Annotated in this window: 14 protein-coding genes; 8 read left to right on the top strand and 6 right to left on the bottom strand. The window is 74.9% G+C overall.

The features are described from left to right. Positions 1 to 198 precede the first annotated feature (198 nt). From ACZ4VA_RS31905 to ACZ4VA_RS31925, 5 genes are all read left to right on the top strand, one after another. Entirely contained in the window at positions 199 to 822 is a 624-nt protein-coding gene (locus ACZ4VA_RS31905) for an NADPH-dependent F420 reductase (protein WP_468083456.1), read from the top strand. A gap of 1 nt (position 823) precedes the next feature. Next, entirely contained in the window at positions 824 to 1,684 is an 861-nt protein-coding gene (locus ACZ4VA_RS31910) for an alpha/beta hydrolase (RefSeq protein WP_356172706.1), read from the top strand. Then, positions 1,681 to 4,452: a helix-turn-helix transcriptional regulator gene (locus ACZ4VA_RS31915; protein ID WP_356172709.1), complete on the top strand. Its 2,772-nt coding sequence runs from the start codon at positions 1,681 to 1,683 to the stop codon at positions 4,450 to 4,452. The genes ACZ4VA_RS31910 and ACZ4VA_RS31915 overlap by 4 nt, the downstream gene beginning before the upstream one ends. A 263-nt stretch (positions 4,453 to 4,715) precedes the next feature. Beyond that, the gene (locus tag ACZ4VA_RS31920) at positions 4,716 to 5,789 is read left to right on the top strand and encodes an RNA polymerase sigma factor (protein ID WP_468083458.1); all 1,074 of its coding nucleotides are present in this window, start codon (positions 4,716 to 4,718) and stop codon (positions 5,787 to 5,789) included. 122 nt (positions 5,790 to 5,911) lie between these two features. Then, positions 5,912 to 6,571, top strand: a complete 660-nt coding sequence (locus ACZ4VA_RS31925) for an RICIN domain-containing protein (RefSeq protein WP_468083460.1) — start codon at positions 5,912 to 5,914, stop codon at positions 6,569 to 6,571. A gap of 6 nt (positions 6,572 to 6,577) precedes the next feature. Here ACZ4VA_RS31925 and ACZ4VA_RS31930 read toward each other — a convergent pair whose 3' ends face one another. From ACZ4VA_RS31930 to ACZ4VA_RS31940, 3 genes are all read right to left on the bottom strand, one after another. After that, positions 6,578 to 7,072: a universal stress protein gene (locus ACZ4VA_RS31930; protein ID WP_356172714.1), complete on the bottom strand. Its 495-nt coding sequence runs from the start codon at positions 7,070 to 7,072 to the stop codon at positions 6,578 to 6,580. Positions 7,073 to 7,077: 5 nt separating this feature from the next. Beyond that, positions 7,078 to 8,373 (bottom strand): arsenic transporter, encoded by a 1,296-nt coding sequence (locus ACZ4VA_RS31935; protein ID WP_468083462.1) that lies wholly within the window; start codon positions 8,371 to 8,373, stop codon positions 7,078 to 7,080. Positions 8,374 to 8,469: 96 nt separating this feature from the next. Continuing rightward, positions 8,470 to 10,851 (bottom strand): SpoIIE family protein phosphatase, encoded by a 2,382-nt coding sequence (locus ACZ4VA_RS31940; protein ID WP_468083503.1) that lies wholly within the window; start codon positions 10,849 to 10,851, stop codon positions 8,470 to 8,472. An 858-nt stretch (positions 10,852 to 11,709) separates the two neighbouring features. Here ACZ4VA_RS31940 and ACZ4VA_RS31945 point away from each other — a divergent pair. Further along, on the top strand, positions 11,710 to 13,608 hold the full coding sequence (locus ACZ4VA_RS31945; RefSeq protein WP_468083464.1) for an RICIN domain-containing protein: 1,899 nt from the start codon (positions 11,710 to 11,712) through the stop codon (positions 13,606 to 13,608). 61 nt (positions 13,609 to 13,669) lie between these two features. Here ACZ4VA_RS31945 and ACZ4VA_RS31950 read toward each other — a convergent pair whose 3' ends face one another. Next, the gene (locus tag ACZ4VA_RS31950) at positions 13,670 to 14,671 is read right to left on the bottom strand and encodes a 2-hydroxyacid dehydrogenase (RefSeq protein WP_468083466.1); all 1,002 of its coding nucleotides are present in this window, start codon (positions 14,669 to 14,671) and stop codon (positions 13,670 to 13,672) included. Further along, the gene (locus ACZ4VA_RS31955; RefSeq protein ID WP_355793890.1) at positions 14,668 to 15,837 is read right to left on the bottom strand and encodes a lactate 2-monooxygenase; all 1,170 of its coding nucleotides are present in this window, start codon (positions 15,835 to 15,837) and stop codon (positions 14,668 to 14,670) included. Before ACZ4VA_RS31955 ends, ACZ4VA_RS31950 begins: the two co-directional genes overlap by 4 nt. A gap of 113 nt (positions 15,838 to 15,950) precedes the next feature. Between ACZ4VA_RS31955 and ACZ4VA_RS31960 the strand changes: the two genes are divergently transcribed. Together ACZ4VA_RS31960 and ACZ4VA_RS31965 are read left to right on the top strand one after the other, a co-directional pair. Then, on the top strand, positions 15,951 to 17,159 hold the full coding sequence (locus tag ACZ4VA_RS31960; protein ID WP_468083469.1) for a PucR family transcriptional regulator: 1,209 nt from the start codon (positions 15,951 to 15,953) through the stop codon (positions 17,157 to 17,159). Between the two features lie 95 nt (positions 17,160 to 17,254). Then, entirely contained in the window at positions 17,255 to 17,527 is a 273-nt protein-coding gene (locus tag ACZ4VA_RS31965; protein WP_355789339.1) for a hypothetical protein, read from the top strand. 87 nt (positions 17,528 to 17,614) lie between these two features. Here the strand turns inward: ACZ4VA_RS31965 and ACZ4VA_RS31970 are convergent, their stop codons facing one another. Then, on the bottom strand, positions 17,615 to 18,799 hold the full coding sequence (locus ACZ4VA_RS31970; RefSeq protein ID WP_468083471.1) for a glycoside hydrolase family 64 protein: 1,185 nt from the start codon (positions 18,797 to 18,799) through the stop codon (positions 17,615 to 17,617). Positions 18,800 to 19,152: the final 353 nt, after the last annotated feature.

A 19,152-nucleotide genomic window follows, 5' to 3' on the forward strand; every position in this document is an offset into this window, starting at 1 on the left:
TACCGGCTGGGCGCACCTCTGCGTGCCGGGTTCCACCACGGCACGCGAAAGATCCAAGCGTGCCGGGCCGCCGCGAGTCAAGCGGCCCCCCGGCGCCGCCGAATCAGGTCACGCGACAGAAGCACGGCCCCGGCCCGTGCCCGATGCTGGCCGGTGCGCACGTCGGAGAAGCCGGGCACCACGGGAGAGCAGGCACGCATGCCCATCGGGATCATCGGCGCGGGAGCCGTCGGACAGGCCCTCGCCGTCCGCTTCCTGGCCGCCGGGGAGCGGGTCGTCGTCAGCGACAGCCGGGACCCGCAGCGGTCGCGGGCCCTGGCCGACGCCCTCGGGCCCGGACTGACGGCCGCGACGGTCGAGGAGGCGGCCGTCGCGGAGATCGTCGTGCTCGCCGTGCCCTGGCGGCGGCTGCGGGAGGCGGTGCGGGCCGCCGAGTCGTCCGACTGGCAGGAACGGATCGTCGTCGACACCACCAACCCGCTGGGGCCCGGCCACACGCCGGCCGAGCTCGGCGGGCGCCCGTCCAGCGAGGTCGTGGCCGCTCTGCTGCCCGGCGCGCGCCTGGTCAAGGCGTTCAACACGCTGCCGCCGGCCCTGCTCGGAGCCGACCCGCGCACCCCCGCCGGACGCCGTGTGATCTTCCTCTCCGGGAACCACCCGGGCGCCAACGGGCGTATCGCCGGTCTCGTGCGGCGCGCGGGCTGGGCGGCGGTGGATCTCGGGCCGCTGGCGGGCGGCGGGCGGCTCCAGCAGTTCCCGGGCGGTCCGCTGGCGACGCTGGAGCTCATTCTGAGGCCCGGCGCGGAGGCCTTATTGTCATGACATGAGGAACGACCGCGGCGCATTGGCCGTGCACGACCACGGGGGCGAGGGCTCGCCCCTGCTCCTGCTGCACGGCGCGGGCCGCACCCTCGCCGACTGGGCGGCCGTCGCGCCGATGCTCGTGCGCCGACACCGGGTGCTCGCCGTGGATCTGCGCGGACACGGCCTCTCCCCGTCCGGCGCCTGGAGCGTCCCGGAGCTGCTCGGCGACCTCGAAGGCGTCCTCAAGGAGCACGGCATCCCGGACGCGCTGCCCGTCGGGCACTGCGTCGGCGGTGTGCTCGCCGTCCTGTACGCGCTGGAGCACCCCGACGTCACCCCGGGCGCGGTGAACCTGGACGGGTTCGGGTGGGGACGCCCCGGCCCGGACGGGGACCCCGGGAGCGAGGAAGATCCGGCGCTCGCCGCGTCCGGACGTCCGCTGCCGGCCGACGGACTCAAGGAACTCCTCGCGCTCCAGCGCACCCTGTCGGAGCGGCTCGGCATCCCCTACGAACTGCTGGAGGCCGGCGTCCGGCGCGCGACCCACGACGGGCCCGACGGACGGCTGGCGCTGCGGCCCGAGCGCGCCCAGGTACGGGAGATGCGCGCCGCGATCGACTCGCTCGACCTCTTCGGCCTTCTCCGGCGGACCACGCGGCCCCTGCTTCTCGGCCGTGCGCTGCGGACCGCGCCGCCGATCCCGGGCATGGACTGGTCGTGCGCCCCGACGGCCGCCGGTGCGAGGGACATCGAGCGGGAACTCGCCGAACTGGCCGAGTACCGGGCCGAGTTGACGGTCACCGGAATCGACGCCACCCACGCCATGCTCCTCGAGAACCCCAGGGCGGTCGCCGACGCCGTCCTCCGGTTCGCCGCATGACGCCCGCCGGAGACGAGTGGATCGTCGGCCGCGAACACGAACTGGAGCTGCTCGCCCGGCTGGTGGACGACCCGTCGGCCCAGGTCCTGCTGGTCACCGGCGGCCCCGGACTCGGCAAGAGCGTGCTGCTGGACGCCACCGCCCGCCAGGCCCGGCGCGCCGGAACGCGGGTGTTGCGCTGCCGGGGCTGCGAGGGCGAGTCGGAGCTACCGTTCGCCGGACTCCACCAGCTGCTGCGGCCGGTCCTCGACCTGGCCGACGGGCTCCCCGCCCGTCAACGCGCCGCACTGCTCGGCGTGTTCGGGATCGAGGAGAGCGCCGAGCCCGCCGACCCGCTGCTGACCGCGCTGGGCGCCCTGACGCTGCTCTCCGACGCGGCGAACGGGGGCCCGCTGCTCCTGGTGGCCGACGACGCCCACTGGCTGGACGTGGGCACGCTCGACGTCCTCGCCTTCGTCGCCCGGCGCCTCGAAGGGGAACCGCTCACCCTGCTCGTCGCGGCACGCGAGGGCTGCGTACCCGCGCCCTTCGCCCGCGAGGCCCGGACACTGGCCGTCGAGCCGCTGGAGCCCGCGGCGGCCGGCCGGCTCCTCGACGTCCAGCCCCGGCCGCCGGTCGGACGCGCCCGCTCCCGCATCCTGGAGCAGGCCGCGGGCGTACCGCTCGCCCTGGTGGAGCTGGCCCGCGCCGCCGGACGCGACCCGGCCGCCGCCCAGGACGGGACGCTGCCGCTGACCGGCCGGCTGGAGGAGATCTTCGCCGCGGACCTGCCCGGACTGCCCGGCGCCACCCGGCAGTTGCTGCTCCTCGCCGCGGCCGCGGAGACGGCCGAGCTGCCGGTGATCCTGTCCGCCGCCGAGACGACGGCCCCGGACCGCCCGCCCGGCCCCGGCGACTGGCTGCCGGCCGAACGGGCCGGCCTCGTCCGCATCGCCGACGGGCACATACGCTTCCGCCACCCCCTGATCCGCTCCGCCGTCTACCAGGCCGCGACCTACGCCGAACGCCACGCCGCCCACCGCGCGCTGGCCGAGGTGCTCGACGGCGAACCCGACCGCCGCGCCTGGCACCGCGCCGCCGCCGTCTCCGGCGTCGACGAGGAGGTGGCCCGGGAACTGGTGGACAGCGCCTCGCGCGCCCGGCGCCGGGGCGGCTACGCGGCGGCGGCCACCGCCCTGGAGCGGGCGGCGCTGCTCACCCCCGACCCCGAGGTGCGCGCGCGACGCCTGGTCCGGGCCGCGACCATGGCGATGTACGCCGGACACCCCCGCTGGGTCGGCCAGATCGCCTCCCGCGTCGCGGCGATCGCCGAGGACCCGGCCGTGCTGGCCGAGGCATCCCTCCGGGCGGGCTGGGCGCTCGCCGTGACGACCCAGTTCGAGGGCTCGCTCGGCTTCCTGCTGCCGGTCGCCGAGGCCGCCGTCGAGACGAATCCCGGGCTCGCCCTGGACGCTCTGAGCACCGCGACCACCCCCGCCTACAACGCCGGGGACTTCACGCACCGCGAGAAGATCCTGCGGACCGCCGAGCGGGTGCCGCCCCAGCGGGACGAGACGGCCCGGCTGTGGATCCTGGCCGGCTGCGACCCGCTGCTGCACCGGACCCGGGCCCTCTCGATGCTGCGCGGCACGGCCTGGACCGAGCCCGCGGCGGAGCCCGGCCCCGGCGGCTCGGACGAACGGCTGTCCCGCCTGACCGCGGCCGGCGCCGCCGCGTGGATCCTCGACGAGACCGCCGAGGCGATACGCCTGCTCGGCGCCGCGCTGGAACACCTGCGACGCTCCCCGACCGCCGGCGCCAACGCGACCGTCGCCCAGGCCCTCGCCCTCGCCCTGTACGAGAACGGCTCCTGGGCCGCGTGTCAGGAAGCCGTCGACGAGGCGTACCGCACGGCCGCGGAGGCGGGCCTGGAGAACGTGGCCGTCGGCTCACCCGTCCTCGGGGCCACCCTGCTCGCCCTGCGCGGCGACACGGAGGAGGCGCGCGCCGCCGTACAGCGCGCATCGCACGGCATCGACCTGCCCAACTGCCGCAGCCTGCAGGTGCGGGCGCACTACGCGCTGGGCGCGGCGGCGCTCGCCGAAGGCGACCATCCGGCCGCCTACGACCGCTTCCGCGCCGTCTACACCCAGGACCCGGAACCCGAACCCCTGCACTACCACGCCTCCGACTACCACCTGGCCGACCTCGCCGCGGCCGCCGTGCGCACGGGACGGGCCGAGGAAGCGCGGCGCGTCCTCGACGCCGTCCGCCGCCGGCTCGCGCGGGGCGAGGTGTCCGCGCGGCTCGACGCGATCGTGCACCGGGCGAGCGCGCTCCTGGCCGCACCCGACGACGCCGAACGGCACTTCCTGGCCGCCCTCGCCGGCCCGGAGGGCGACCAGTGGCCCTTCGAGCGCGCGCAGGTCCGCCTCGACTACGCGGAATGGCTGCGCCGTAGGCGACGCTCGGTGGAGGCGCGACCGCTGCTCACCGCGGCGCTCGACGTCTTCGACCGGCTCGGTGCCCGCCCCTGGCGTGAACGCGCGCTCGCGGAGCTGCGCGCGGCGGGCGTCACGCCCGGCACACCGCCGGCCGCCGACGCGCTGGCCGAACTCACCCCGCAGCAGGTGCAGATCGCCCGGCTCGCCGCCACCGGCCTCACCAATCGCGAGATCGGTGAGCGGATCTTCCTCTCGCCCCGAACGGTCGGTTTCCACCTCTACCGGATCTTCCCCAAGCTGGGTATCACCTCGCGGGCCCAACTCCGCGACGTACTCGGGGAGTAGCCCGCGCCGCCCGGGCGCGGGCAGAGGTGAATAGCCGTGGAGGGGCCTTGCTGACAATTCGTCAATCCGCGTTCCACGGGCGGAGTCGCGAAAGTTTCGGGATGTCTTGTTCCGCCTCCGTGACCTGTGCAAAGGTGTGCCGTGCCTGACGGGGGGCGGCCTATTTCGTTTCCCCCTGCACGCTTTTTGCGTTTCTGGTGACCCCCTGTCGCGGAACTCTGGTACGGACTTTTCGCCGCGCGGGCTTCAGGAGGAAAGTGAACGTGAATGACCTCGCTCCGCCGAATTCCTCCGCCCCCGGCCGAGCACCCGAACCGACGGACGAACAGCTCGCCGTCGAACTGAAGAAGCACTCGGGAAAAGGGCCCGCGAACCGACCCGTCGAGGAACTCCTCGCCCGCCACTGGGAATCCGCCTTCTCGTACGCGCTGCTGTGCGCGGACGGTCCCCACCCCGCCGGGATGCTGACCACCGCCGCGTTCACCCGCCTCTTCGAGGAGGCCCTGCGCGGGAGCGGTCCGACGGCGGCCTGGCGGCCCGAGGTCCTCGTCGCCGTACGGCGCATCGCCGCGGAGTGGGACACGGACCACCGCCGGGAACTGCTCCACCCCGCCCTGCTGTCCGCCGCCGAGGACGGTGAACGCGCCGCGAGCCGGCTCCTGCCCACGGCGACCGGACGTCTGGTCTCCCGGGCGTTCCAGCGGCTCGGCGCGCCCGCCCGCTGCCTGCTCTGGCACGCGGAGGTCGAGGCCGAGCCCCTGGAGGCGCCCGCCGCACTGCTGGGGCTGAGCACCGAGGACGCCGCCGTGAAGCTGGAGCGGGCACGCTCGCTGCTGCGCGCGGGCTGTCTCGACGTCCACCGCGAACTGGCCCCCGATCAGGAGTGCCGCCGCTACAGCCGCCTGCTGGACGTGTCCCTCCGGCGCGACGACGACATCCTGGACCCCGACCTGCGCGACCATCTCGCCACCTGCCGGCACTGCGGGCAGGCCGCCGGGCAGCTCGACCACCGCGACGGGCGGCTCGCCCTCCTGCTGGCCGAGGCGGTACTCGGCTGGGGTGCGCGGGACTACCTGGACTCCCGGCCAGGGCAGGCCGACGAAGGGCCCGGCGAGGAGCGGACGGCGTGGCCGGGCGGGGTGCCCGGCGGTGAGCCGTCCACCGGCACCGCGGCTCCGGCCGGGCCGGTCACCGGAACGGCGTCTCGCGGCGGGTCCGGTACCCCGGCGGCCCCCGCCCGGCCCCCGCCCGGCCGCCGCGCGCCGGGTCCCGCACGGCCACGCTGCGCGCGTACCGCCGCGCACGCCACCGCAGGCATCTCGCCCTCGCCGCCCTGACGGCGGGCGTCTGCGTCCTCGTACCGCTCATCGTGTGGGCGGCCTCGGGGGACGGCGACGGGCGTCCGGCCGGGGGGAACGGCCCGCACAAGGAGTCCGCGCCCGGCTCTCCGCCCTCCTGGGTGAGCGCCGCGGACCGCGGTCCCGTCGGCACGCTGCGGGGCCGGCTCCGCAACACGGCGAGCGGCCTCTGCGTCGGCCTGGACCGGGGGAGGCCGGTGGCGGGCGCGGAGGCGGTGCTGGTCCCGTGCGGCGCGGCGGCGGACCAGCAGTGGGTGTACGAGACCGACGGGCTGCTGCGCAGCGGCTCCGCCCCCGACCTGTGCCTCGACTCCCACCTCGGCGACTCGGTCGTGCTGGGCGGGTGCACCGACGCCGCGGGGCCCGGGACCGGGAACGTGCGCTACGACTTCACCCCGCGGGGCTCCCTGGTCCCCCGGTGGAACCGGGATCTCGCGCTGACGCCCGCCTCCTCGCGGGACGGCGCCGCGCTGGTCCTCAAGCCCCGGGCGGACGAGTCCGCGGAGCAGCGCTGGGTGACCGACACGTCGGCGGACCGGCTGAGACCGGAGTCGGTCGACTGGGACTCCGCGGACCGCCCGGCGTCACCGCGGGACGCGAGCCCGAAGCCCTCCGCGCCCCCGTCACCGACGGCCACGCGTACCCCCGCCCCCACCGAGGCCCCGTCCGGCGGTCCCGGTCAGGACACGTGCTCCTGGTCCACCTGCGGGGATGACGGACACGGCTGGTGGGGCCGGGGCGGCCGGGGACACCGGCACTGACCGGGTTCAGGCGGGCGGTGGCGGTGGCGGTGGCGGCAGCGTCGTGACGTCCGGCGCCGGTTCCGGCCAGACCAGCAGCACCGGGCAGGGCGCGTGGTCGACGACGAAACGTCCGGCGGGCCCCAGGCTGTGCGGGCCGAGACGGGCGCGGTCGCCGTCGCGCGCCAGGACGAGCAGGCCGGCGCCCCGGGCCGCTTCGACCACCTCGCGCTCGGCGTGCCCGGTGCGCTCCAGCCGGGTGCAGGGGCCGCCGAGCCGCTCGGCCGCGGCGTCGAGGAGACGGGCCGCCGACACCGTGCCCAGGTCCTCCAGGCGGTTCCCGGGGTCGCGTTCCGGGTGCCCGCGGCCGAGCAGGCCCGCGAAGGCGCCGTGCGCGAGACCCGGTACGTCCGGCTCGCTCACGTGCAGCAGGACCACGTCCGCGGTTGCCGGGGCGTGAGCGCGCACGGCGTCGACACACGCGGGCCAGGTCCCCTCGACGAGCCAGGCGATCACCCGCATGTCCATCAGCCTCCGAAGACCAGCAGTCCCGTCCACAGCGCCGCCACGGCGGAGACCAGCGCGGCCGGCACGGTGATCAGCCCGAGCCGGGTGAACTCGCCGAGATCGACGCCGTGGTCGTGCTCGTGCACGATACGCCGCCACAGCAGCGTCGCCAGGGACCCCGCGTAGGTCAGGTTCGGCCCGATGTTGACGCCCAGCAGCACCGCCAGCACGGCGCCGGGACCGGACGCGGCGGTCAGCGGCAGCAGGACGAGGACCGCGGGCAGGTTGTTGATCAGGTTGGCCAGGACGGCGGCCAGGGCGGCGATGCCGAGGAGGGCGAGGAACCCGGTCCCCTCGGGCAGGAGCCGGCCGAGGCCGTCGGACAGTCCGTTGTCGACCACCGCGCGTACGACGATGCCCAGCGCCAGCACGAAGGCCAGGAAGGCGGGCGCCGTGGCGCGCACCACCGCGAGCGGTGTCGTGCGCCGCCGGACCAGGGCCCGGACGGCGAGGACGGCCGCCCCGGCCGTCGCGGACCACGCCGGGTCGACGCCGAGCGCGGAGGCGACGACGAAACCGGCCAGCGTGCAGGCCACCGTCACCAGCGCGAACACGGGCACCTCGGGCGGCGCGCCGGCGCTCGGCACGGGGGCGGCGGCGTTCAGGTCGCGGGCGAAGAAGCGCCGGAACACCAGGTACTCGGCGCCGATGGCGACCAGCCAGGGCAGCGTCATCAGGGCGGCGAAACGGGTGAAGCTCAGCCCGCTCGCGGTGAACGCGAGGAGGTTGGTGAGGTTCGAGACCGGCAGCAGCAGCGAGGCCGTGTTCGACAGGTGCGTGCAGGCGTACACGTGCGGTTTGGGGCGGACACCCATCCGGCCGGCCGTGGCGAACACCACCGGGGTGAGCAGCACGATGGTGGCGTCCAGGCTCAGCACGGCGGTGATCGCCGAGGCGAGGGCGAAGACGGCGGTCAGCAGCCGCCCCGGACTGCCCGCCGCCCAGCGGGCCGTCCACGCCCCGCACGCCTGGAAGAGGCCCTCCTCGTCGCAGTAGCGGGCGAGGACCAGCACCGCGGCCAGGAAGCCGACCACCGGACCCAGATGCGCGCTCTCCGCGCGGGCGTGGTCGAGCGAGATCGCGCCGGTCGCGACGGCGATGCCCGCCGCGGGGACCGCCACGGCGGCCTCGGGCAGCCCGAAGGGGCGGACCACGGCGCAGACGAGGACGGCCACGAGCAGGACGACCGAGAGTGCTTCGGCGAGCGGGGTGTTCAGGGTTCGGTCCTCCGGGCGCGGTTCTTCGTGCCCGTTCATGAAAGCAGGCCGTGCCGGGCGGACCGCAGCGGACCCGGCCGCGGGGGACCCCCAGCCGTGCTCACCGTTCGGGCGGACGCGCACGCCGGCGGCGTCTCATTCCTCCAGGAGCGCGATCTCCGCCCAGATCGTCTTGCCCTCCGCGGTGTGCCGGCTGCCCCAGCGCTCCGTGAGCTGGGCGACCAGCAGCAGCCCCCGGCCGCCCTCGTCGAAGGTCTTGGCCCGGCGCAGGTGCGGCGCGGTGTGGCTGCTGTCGGAGACCTCGCAGATGAGGGTGGTGTCGTCGTGGATGAGGCGCAGCCGGATCGGGTGGTCGCCGTAGCGGATGGCGTTGGTGACGAGCTCGCTGACCACCAGCTCGGCCGTGAACCCGGCCTCGCTCAGTCCCCAGGCGTCGAGCTGCTCCACCACGCGCTTGCGGACCGGGGCGACGAGGGAGGGGTCGGCCGGCACGTCCCAGGCCGCCACCTGGGAGGACGGCAGCTCGCGGGTCCGGGCGAGCAGCAGGGCCACGTCGTCGGAGGCGCCGCCCGGCGGGAGCAGGTGCTGGAGGACCTCGTGGCAGGTGTCGTCCAGGGAGCCCGAGTAGCGCCCCAGCACGTCGCAGAGCAGTTCCTGGCTGGCGTCCAGGTCTCGCTCGCGGCTCTCGACCAGCCCGTCGGTGTAGAGCGTGAGCACGCTGCCCTCGGCCAGCTCGAACTCGGCGGACTCGAAGGGCATGCCGCCCAGACCCAGCCGCGGCCCGGCCGGCACGTCGAGCTGCCGGGGCGGACCGTCCGGCGGGATCAGGATCGGCGGGAGGTGTCCGGCGCGCGCGACGGTGCAGCGGCGCGACACCGGGTCGTACACGGCGTACAGGCAGGTGGCCCCGAGCTCGCCGGTGGTGCCGTCGCTGCCCGCCTCCGCGGACAGCCGTACGACGAGGTCGTCGAGGTGCGTCAGCAGCTCCTCCGGCGCCAGGTCGATGTCGGCGAGGGTGCGCACCGCGGTGCGCAGCCGGCCCATCGTCGCCGAGGCCTGGATCCCGTGGCCGACGACGTCGCCGACGACCATGGCGACGCGCATCCCGGACAGCGGGATCACGTCGAACCAGTCGCCGCCGACCCCGGCGCGCGCGGCGGGCAGATAGCGCGAGGCCGCCTCGACGGCGGCGGTCCGGGGCAGGGAGCGCGGCAGCAGACTGCGCTGCAGGGCCAGCGCGGTCTCGCGTTCGCGGGAGTAGCGGCGGGCGTTGTCGATGCACACCCCGGCCCTCGCGGTGATCTCCTCGGCCAGCAGGACGTCCTCGGCGGTGAAGGGGTCCGGGCGGCGGAACCTGCTGAGGACGGCGACGCCCAGGGTCGCGCCGCGCGCCTGGACGGGGACGGACATCGTGGCGTGGATGCCGTACTCCGCGACCCGCTCGCCCCGCCGGCGGTCCCAGGACAGCCAGTCCGCGAGGGCGGCGGTCTCGTCCGGCGCCACGATGGTCCGCGCGGCCAGCAGGGAGTCCGCCTGCGGTGAGGAGGCGGGGTAGACGTCCACCTCGCCCAGCCCGACCACGGCCTCGGGAGCACCCGGGTTGACGGACCGGTGGGCGGCCCGGCGCAGGGTCACGGGTGCGGAGACCGGGGCCGGGGTGGGGTCGCCCGAGTGGTCCACGGGTTCCAGCAGGTCGACGCTGACGAAGTCGGCGAGGGCGGGGACGCAGACGTCCGCGAGCTCCTGGGCCGTACGCGTCACGTCGAGGGTGGTGCCTATGCGGACGCTCGCCTCGTTGACGACCTGGAGCCGCTGCCGGGCCCGGTACTGGTCGCTGAAGTCGTGGGCGGACACGCACACGCCGCGCACCCGGCCGTCCGCGTCGGTCAGCCGGGCGATCCGCGCCAGCCAGGCGTGGGCGTGCTCCTCGCCGCCCGAGCGCAGATAGGTCTCGACGTCGCGCGGGGTGCCGGAGACCAGCACCTCGCACATCTGGCGTTCGAGGTCGGCGCTCTGCGGAGTGCCGCTGATCTCGGTGACCCGCAGTCCGCGGACGCGGTCCTCGGGGAGCCCGATGACCCCCGCCATCGCGTCGTTGATCCCCCGGAGGCGCATGCGGTCGTCGTAGACGGCCGTCGCGCAGGGGGACTGGTCCAGGGCGGCGAGGACGAGGAGGTCGTCCGTGGAGGCGCGGACGCCCTCCAGCGGGCTGAGCACGAGCCAGTCACCCGGTCCGCCGCTCCCGGGCCGCCGGTGATGGGCGAGGACGGACACGGTCCGTGTGCCGCCGTCACGGTGCCGCAGGTCCAGGGTGCCGCTCCAGCGGTTCTGGTCCGGCGCGGGGGCCGCGGGCAGGCCGGCGGAGGCGAGCAGGCGGGCGGCGGGACGGCCCTCGACGTCGGCGGCCGCGTGTCCCAGCAGCCGGCGCGCGCCCTCGTTCCAGTGGCGCACGATGCCGTGCTCGTCGATGACGGCCCGTGCCGTGGCCGACTCGTCGAGGGGAAGCACCGGGCCCATCGTCGCCACTCCCTTGCGCACACCCACAGTGAACAAGCAACGTCACTCGTGTTCCAGCCTAGTGGGTGGCGCGGTCCGGCACCCGGGGGACGGACGGTCCCGGTCGCCACGCGCGGCGGGGACCCGGTGCAGGCCCCCGGACCAGGGCTCCGCACGGGGCGGGACGGACGCATGCCGCCGGTCCTCCGTCCGCTGAAGGTGTCTGTCCGTCAGATTCCTTTCACACGCGGTCAGTTGCGAGCGGTTGGCGGTCATCGACGAAGGTGTCGCAGGGCGGTCGCACGCACGTCCGTCCGGGCCGTCGGAGCGCTCCCACCGGGCGTCGCGTCCACGCGCGCGGCCCGCTCGACACCCTTCGGGGCCGCCGGCCGAGGGCGGGAGGAGCAGGGCCGGCGGCCGGTTTCGCGCGGGAGAGCCGCCGTCCCGCGCGGGGCCTCCGAGAAGGGCCGGTTCCCAGTGGACTACGGCTTTTCGCGCGCCGGGAGCGTGCGCGGGGCGCCGGCGCGAGCGAGGACTTCACACGGGGCGCTTCCGATATCGAATGCCGGTGCGAGCGAGAGAAGTCGTCCCGCCCTTGCTGACGGAATTTCAATTGCCGCGGATGTTGCCCAAGTGCCTTGTTGGTCGAACGCGAGTTGTGCGAGGGTGAACTCCCTGCGCAGGGGCAATGACCAGGTCTGATTCACCACTTCGGTATTTCGGGCCGTCGACAGGCTCGAAAGGCCCTCGGCAGCGGTCGCCCCGCGGCCTCGTCCCCGGCCGCTTTCCCCCGCGCTCGCCGAAAAGGTACGCACCAACGAAGGGTCATTCGGGCAAGCGGAACTCTTGCCGGTGTGAACCCTGGAAGGAATCCGCTCTGTGCACACCCCCCACCCCCCACCCCCCGCTCATCCCCCGAGGCCCGGGCCGCCCGCCGGCGAATCCGACGAGAGCCTGGCCGCCCGCCTGAGCGGCAGACCGGAGGGCGGGGCGCCGCACTCCGTGGCCCTGCTCATGGCACGGCACTGGCAGTCGGCGTACGACTACTCCGTCATCTGCCTCGCCTCCTCGGCGGGCGTCGCCTCGATGGTGGCCGCCGCGTCCTTCCACCAGGTCCTGGAGGACCTGACGCTGGGCGGGTCCGGCGCCGCGCTGCGTCCCCGGCTGCTCGTCACGGTCCGGGACACGGTGGCGGACTGGTCCGGCCAGGACCCGGTGACCGCCGTGCTGCCGCAGCTGGCGAAGCCCGCCGGGGCGCGCGGCCTGCGGGCGGCGACGACGGTGACACCCGAGAACCGCAGGCTCGCCGAGCGCGCTTTCCTGAGCCTGTCCGGACTCGCCCAGTGCCTGCTGTGGCACACCGAGGTCGAGGCCGAGCCCATATCCGTACCGGCCGGTCTGTCGGGGCTGGGCACCGGCTCCGCCGCTGCCGCGCTGGAGCAGGCGCGTGAACAATTCCGGGCGGCTTGTGTACGCGCCCATCAGGAACTCGCGCCCAGCAAGGAATGCCGCTTCTACAACAGGCTGCTGGACGTTCCCATTCGGCGGGGCGGCGCCTTGCTCCCCGATGTCCGGCAGCATCTCCAGGAGTGCCGCCACTGCCGATTCGCCGCCGAACAACTGGGCTATTTCGAGAGCGGGTTGGGCACCCTGCTCGCCGAATCGGTACTCGGCTGGGGTGCCAGGCGTTACCTGGAATCCCGCCCCGGCCGCCGCGAGGGGGCGCGCAGCGGTGTGAGCGTCCCCACCGGCGGCGACCGCCCGCGCCGCGGCGGACGTCCGGCTGGCGGACGGGGACGGCGACGGGCCGCGGGAGGCGCACGCCACCGGCTCATGTCCCGCATCCCCACGCCCGGCCGCTGGAACCCGCAGCGCGGGCCGGACGCCAAGGCCGTCGTCACCGGCGTCGGCATCGCCTCGGCGGCGGTGCTGGCGACCGTGCTCGTCGCGAGCGTCTGGTCGCAGGACGGCGGGACCACCGGCCCGGCCGCCTCCACCGGCGCCACCGGCGCCACCGCGGCCTCGCCCGCCCCCGGCTCCCGGACCCCGCCCGGCGCCACGTCACCGCCCGACTCCGCGGGTCTGCCCGACGCCCCGCGCCAGACCCGGCTGCGCAACCTCGCCGCCGACCTGTGCCTGGACGTCAGAGGCGGCAAGGCGGAGGCCGGCACCGGGACCGCGCTCGCCGTGTGCTCCTCGGCGTGGACCCAGCAGTGGTCCTACGAGGAGGACGGCCTGCTGCGCAGCGTCGCCGCTCCCGGACTGTGCCTGGACTCGCATGCCGACGCCTCCGGCCTCGTCGTGCTGGGCCGCTGCGTCGCCGAGGACGCGAAGCGCGGTGACGACGTGCGCTACGACCTCACCGTCCAGGGCGAGTTGCTGCCTCGGTGGAAGGAGGAGCTGGCCGTCGCACCCGCCGCCACGGATCCGAAGGCGGACGTGGTGACCAAGGAGCGGGACGGCTCGGACGACCAGCGCTGGGCGACCGACTCCCCGGCGGCGAGCCCCGATTCGCTGTCCGTCGCGGGCACGGTCGCACCACCGGCGCGGCCCTCCGGGACTCCGTCGGGCGATCCGTCCACGGACCCGGACGAGCGGGACGAGCCGGACGGTCGAGGGGCGGCCCCCTCGGCACACCCGAAGAAGTCCCCGTCGCAGCGGCACGGGCTGCGCCGGGCCGTGACCGTCGGCGACGACACGAGCCGGGCCCCGGTCCTGCCGGCGCCGGTCCAGCTGCCCGTCGAGCCGTCCGACGTCCTGGCGGGCGTCGGACTCTGACCGTCGTGCGTGGGGGCGGACCCGGTGCTCCGGGCCCGCCCCCACGCCGTGCACGCCGCGGCTACGACACGACGTCCCGGGGTGCCTTGCCCGCGAGGAAGTCGGCGACGTTCTGCACGGCGGCCAGCGCGATCCGCACGAGCGTCTCGCGGGTGACCCCGGCGACGTGCGGGGAGAGCACCACGTTCGGCGCCTTGAGCAACCGCAGTGCGGCCGTGGGCGGTTCGGGGTCGAAGACATCGATGCCCGCACCGGCCAGCGCGCCCGCCTCCAGCGCGTCCGCCAGCGCGTCCTGGTCGATCAGCGCGCCCCGGGCGGTGTTCACGACGAACGCGGTCGGCTTGAGGAGCGCGAGCCGCTCCGCGTTCAGCAGATGCCGGGTCGCCTCGGTGAGCGGCGCGTGCAGGGTGACGTAGTCGGACACCCGCAGCAGCTCGTCGAGTTCGACGTACCGGGCACCGCCCAGCCGTGCCTCGGCCTCGGGGCCCAGCGGCTGCGGGCCCGCGTACACGATGCTCATGTCGAAGGCGACGGCGCGCCGGGCCACCTCCTCGCCGATGTGGCCGAGTCCGACGATCCCGAGGACCTTGCCGGACAGTTCGGTGATCGACCGCTGGAGCCGTGGCAGTGCCCAGTCCGCGTCCACGAGCGCGGTGTGGGCCGGCACCAGCTGCTTGGCGAGGGCGAGCATCAGTGCGAAGGTCTGCTCGGCGACGTTCTGCTTCTCGGCGCCGCTGGAGCCGATGTTGCAGACGGGCAGTCCCCGGGCCCGCGCCGCGTCCAGGTCGACGTAGTCGAAACCGTGGCTCGCGCACTGGATCAGCTCCAGGCGCGGCGCGGCGGCGATGTGCCCGGCGTCGACGGGACCGAGCCCCGTGATGACGACATGCGCCTCGCGCAGCGCGACGGGGTCCTCGTCCGCCGCCTCCACGACGGTCACCCGCGCCTGCCCGGGGAAGACGGCGGCGAGCCCCGCCCCCGCCGCGCGGCCCCCGACATGGGGTGACACGACGGCCAGCACGTTCTTCACGGTGTCGCTCCCGGAGTCGTGCGCGGAGGTCATGCGGTCTCCTCGATCAGGTCGTCGGGGCCGACTGTGGCCGGGGTGGCGTGCCCGGACAGGGCCAGCGTGAGGTCGAACTCGGCGAGCAGGCAGCGGATGACGTGCTCCACGCCCGCCTGCCCGTCGAGGCCCAGCCCGTACGCGTAGGGGCGTCCCACGAGCACGGCCCGCGCACCGAGGGCCAGCGCCTTGAAGATGTCGTCGCCGGTGCGGACACCGCTGTCGAACAGGACGGTCAGCCGGTCGCCCGCGGCCTCCACGACGCGGGGCAGCGCGTCGGCCGCCGCGACCGAACCCGCCACCTGGCGCCCGCCGTGATTGGAGACGATCACCCCGTCCATCCCGGCGCTCGCGGCACGGCGGGCGTCGTCCGGGTGCAGGACGCCCTTGAGGAGGATCGGCCCGTCCCAGTTCTCCCGCAGGAACTCCAGGTCCGGCCACGTCTTGCCGGGGTCCGCGAACATGCTCACGAAATGCATCACGGCGGCGTTCGGGTCCTCGTGCACCGGCTTGGCGAGGCCCGCCTGGAACGCCGGGTCCGAGAAGTAGTTGGCGGTGCCCACCCCGTGCAGGAACGGCAGGTACGCCTGGTCGAGATCGCGCGGACGCCAGGCCAGCATCGGGGTGTCGAGGGTGACGAGCAGCGCCGTGTACCCGGCGGCCTTCGCCCGGTCCAGGAAACTCCTGGTGACCTCGCGGTCCTTGGCCCAGTACAGCTGGAACCAGCGTTCCGCGTCGCCCATCGCCTCCGCGACCTGCTCCATCGGCGTGCTGGAGGCCGAGGACAGGATGAACGGCACGCCCTGCGCCGCGGCGGCCCGCGCGGCGGCGGACTCGGCGTCCGGATGCATGATCGACAGCACGCCCACCGGCGCGAGCGCCAGCGGGGCGGGCAGTGAACGGCCCAGCACCTCGACCGACAGGTCCCGCTCGTGCACGTCCCGCAGCATCCGCGGCACGATCCTGCGCCGCTCCAGCGCGGCCCGGTTGGCGCGGGCGGTACTGCCGTTGCCCGCGCTTCCCGCGACATAGCCGACCGGACCGGGGCCGAGCCGCTGCTCGGTGAGTTCCTCCAGCCGCGTCAGATCGGTGGGCAGCCGCGGTACGGCTCCCGTCATCCCGTTCAGATAGATCTCGTACTGGAAGTCGGCCCAGTGCTTCGCCATCCGTACGTCCCGCCTCTCGTCCCTGAGACCGCGCTGTACGACGTCGATCCTGGCGAGTGTGACAAGGCCCGTCCACCGTGGTGCGCACATCGCGCGGCTGGGATCATCACGGTGTGACAAGCAGGACGCCGAAGGAGGCCGCCGCCGCACCGCCCCCGGCGGGGGACAGGGAGCGTGTCCGGCAGGAACTGCTCGCCGACCCGCGCGTGGTCGCGGCGGTCGTCGCCGCCGTGCACGAGCAGGTCCCCGTCTACGCGGCCCTCGACGACAGCCGGCTGCCGGAGGTACGGGCCATCGCGGCCTGGGGCCTCGAACGCCTGCTGCACCTGTGGGCCACCGACGGCGTACTGGAGGCGGCGGACCTCAGGCGGTTCCGCGGCATCGCCGCGGCCCGGGCGGCCGACGGGCGTCCCGTCCAGGCGGTGCTGCGCGCCTACCGGGTGGCCGCGACCGTGCTCACCGACGAGATCGCGGCCCGCGCGCCGGACCTGGCCGCCGCGGACGCCTTCGCCCTCACCCGGATGCTGCTGACCGCGCTCGACACCCTCTCCGAGGAGATGGCCACCGCGTACGCCGCCACCAGCGAGGACCTCGCCGGGGACCGCGGCCGGGCGCTGCGGCTGCTGCTCGACGACCTGATCGCGGGCCGGCACGCCTCGGTGGGCGCGCTGGCCGACCGCTCGGCCCGGCTCGGCATCCAACTCCCCGACCCGTACTGCCTGCTGGTCGCCGAGCCGGCCGTCGCGGACGGCTCCGACATGTCGCACGACGCGGCGGCCGGCCTCCTCGACGACCTGACCGCACCCGACGGGGACACCACGTCCCTGGCGACGGTACGGGGACCGCGCGCCGTCCTGCTGCTGCCGGCCACCGCCGCCGACGGGGCCGGGACCGTGCTCGCCGCACGCTCCTGGCGCGGCTGCGCGCTCACGGGCGAGAGCCTGGACCGGGTCGCCGTCGCCCACCGCCTCGCCGCCGACGCCCTCGACACGGCACCGGCGCACGCCCACCGGCCCGGTCACGTGCTCACCGACGCCGACGCGCACGTCCTCGCGCTGCTCGCCGGGCACCCGGCCGCCGCCCCGGACCACATCGGCCGGCTCGTCCTCGGCCCGCTCGCCGAACCCGCCGGACGCCATCTGCTGGACGCCCTCGTCGCCTACCTGGACACCGGCTCGGCGAACGCCGCCGCCCGCCGCCTGCACCTGCACCCGCAGTCCCTGCGCTACCGCCTGCGCCGCGTCCACACCCTCACCGGCCGCGACCCCCGAGACACCTGGCACCGCCTGACACTGGACATCGCCCGCACGCTCGCATTCTGAGGCCCTCCGGGCCGACCGACCCGGGTCCACCGCGTACGCGCCCTGTCACCGGAGAACGACGGCCGGGGAAGCGGGTGGGGCCGTAGTCTCAACGCATGCACGTCGTAACGGAGATGAAGTCCCCGATTCTGGAGATCCGCCCGCTTTTCCCCGCGGTCGCGCAGACGAAGGACCGTGTCTGCTCCATGACCACGGCCGGGCACTGCGACGCCCTGCTGGTGGCCGAGGTCTTCGTCCAGTTCGCTGACGGCACCGTCCACCAGTGGCGGGTGTGCGGGGAATGGCTGACCTGCCATCCCAAGGCGATCGACCACATCAAGGTCCAGGGTTTCGCCGAGCCCCGCAGCGAGAAGCCCGCCGCCCGCTGAGGGTGACCGCCGATCGGGCGTAAGCCCCCGCAGGGCCCCGCCCGCCGCAGGGGCGGGGAGAGGTCCGGCGGGCGGCTCGCGGTGGGGTCAGGAGAACGGGGTCAGGGACAGGCGGATGCCGGTCGGGGCGGTGTCCTGGACGTACGAGGCGAAGTCCGCCACGTCGTCGAAGGCGAAGCCGTACGCCTTCCCGTCGGCCGTGGCCGCGTGCACCGCCTTCGCGTAGTGGTTGGTGACCGCGGTGCGGTAGAAGGACGCGGGGTCGGTGGTCGGCTGGTCCGCGGTGCTCACCAGGGTCGTGCGGTTGAACGCGGCTCCGAGGACCGCGGCGACGGGACCGGTCCTGCCGTCGTTGGGCGCGGCCAGCGCACCGTCGCAGAAGAGCACGTCACGCGTGGACGGCTTGGCGAAGGACACGGAGGCGGGCCCGGTGAAGGAGAGCGTGCCCCCGCTGACCCGCCCGATGAAGGTCCCGGCGTTGGTGGTGACCGACAGGTCCCTGGAGGCGTACGTGCTCCACGCCTCGTCGATGTACGAAGCGAGGTAGTCCTTGGCGAACAGCCCGGCGTCCAGACCGTGTCCGGGGGCGATGACCCGGCGGTCGCCCACCACCAGCGGAGCGAAGGCGTCGACGGCCCTGACGGCGGAGAACACCTTGTCGCGTCCGCCCGCCACCAGCGTCCCGGTGGTCTGGTCGGCGGCGCCGGTGAGCCGGATCGCCATCGGCACGCTGAACATGTCGACCATCGTCGTGTTGCAGAACATCCCGGCCGAGTTGTAGGTGAACTCGGCGCAGTCGTGCAGCACGTCGTAGTTGGGGTCGGAGGCGACCCAGCCCGCGGGGTACTGGAGCGCCGCGTTCCCCGCGCCGTCGGTGACGGCCTTGAACCTCAGCTTGCTGCCCAGAGCGACGTATACACGGCCGGACATGTACGGGAGGGACAACGTTGTCTCGCCGCCCGCGGCCAGCGGGATGGCGTAGTCGGTGTACCCGTCGGCGCCGTTGTCGGACAGGGCCACGGGCGCCAGGGTCCCGTTCGGGGTGACCCGCACCTGGCGGCCGTCCTGGTTGCCGACGATGTAGACGTACACGGACGAATTGGCGTACTCGCCCGTGGAGTTGACGATCGTCAGCGGGAGCGCTCCGGCCGCCGCGGTGCCGGAGCCGTCCGGGACGGCCGCTCCCAGGGCGCGGGGCGCGACCAGGGCGAGGCCCGGTCCGGCGACGGCTGCGGCGGCGAGGGAGGCGAACATCCTTCTACGGGTGATCATGCGGTTCCTGTTCTCGTGGGGGAGGTGGTGCCGGCGACGTCCGGGAGCCGGGGCGGCCCGGAGTGCCCCCGCTGTCGTGGAGTTCGGAGTGCCGGAGCGGCCGGGCCCGCGGATCGGGCCGTGGACGGCGCCCGGCCCCCTGCCGAGGTTCGCGAAACCGTCGCGAGGGCGGCCGGGCCGCCGGAGGGCAGAGAGCGGCAGCGGTGTGTGCACATGCCGAACCTCGTTGTGGGGGTGGGGAGTTGCGGATGTGCGGGATCGATCGTCAGGGGGATGGGAGTGATGCTACGCAGGACGGTTGCCCCGGCCAACGTTTCGCGTCGCCGGGAGAGGGGCCCCGACCTGCGGGTTTT

Source organism: Streptomyces sp. NPDC028308, from assembly GCF_055565855.1.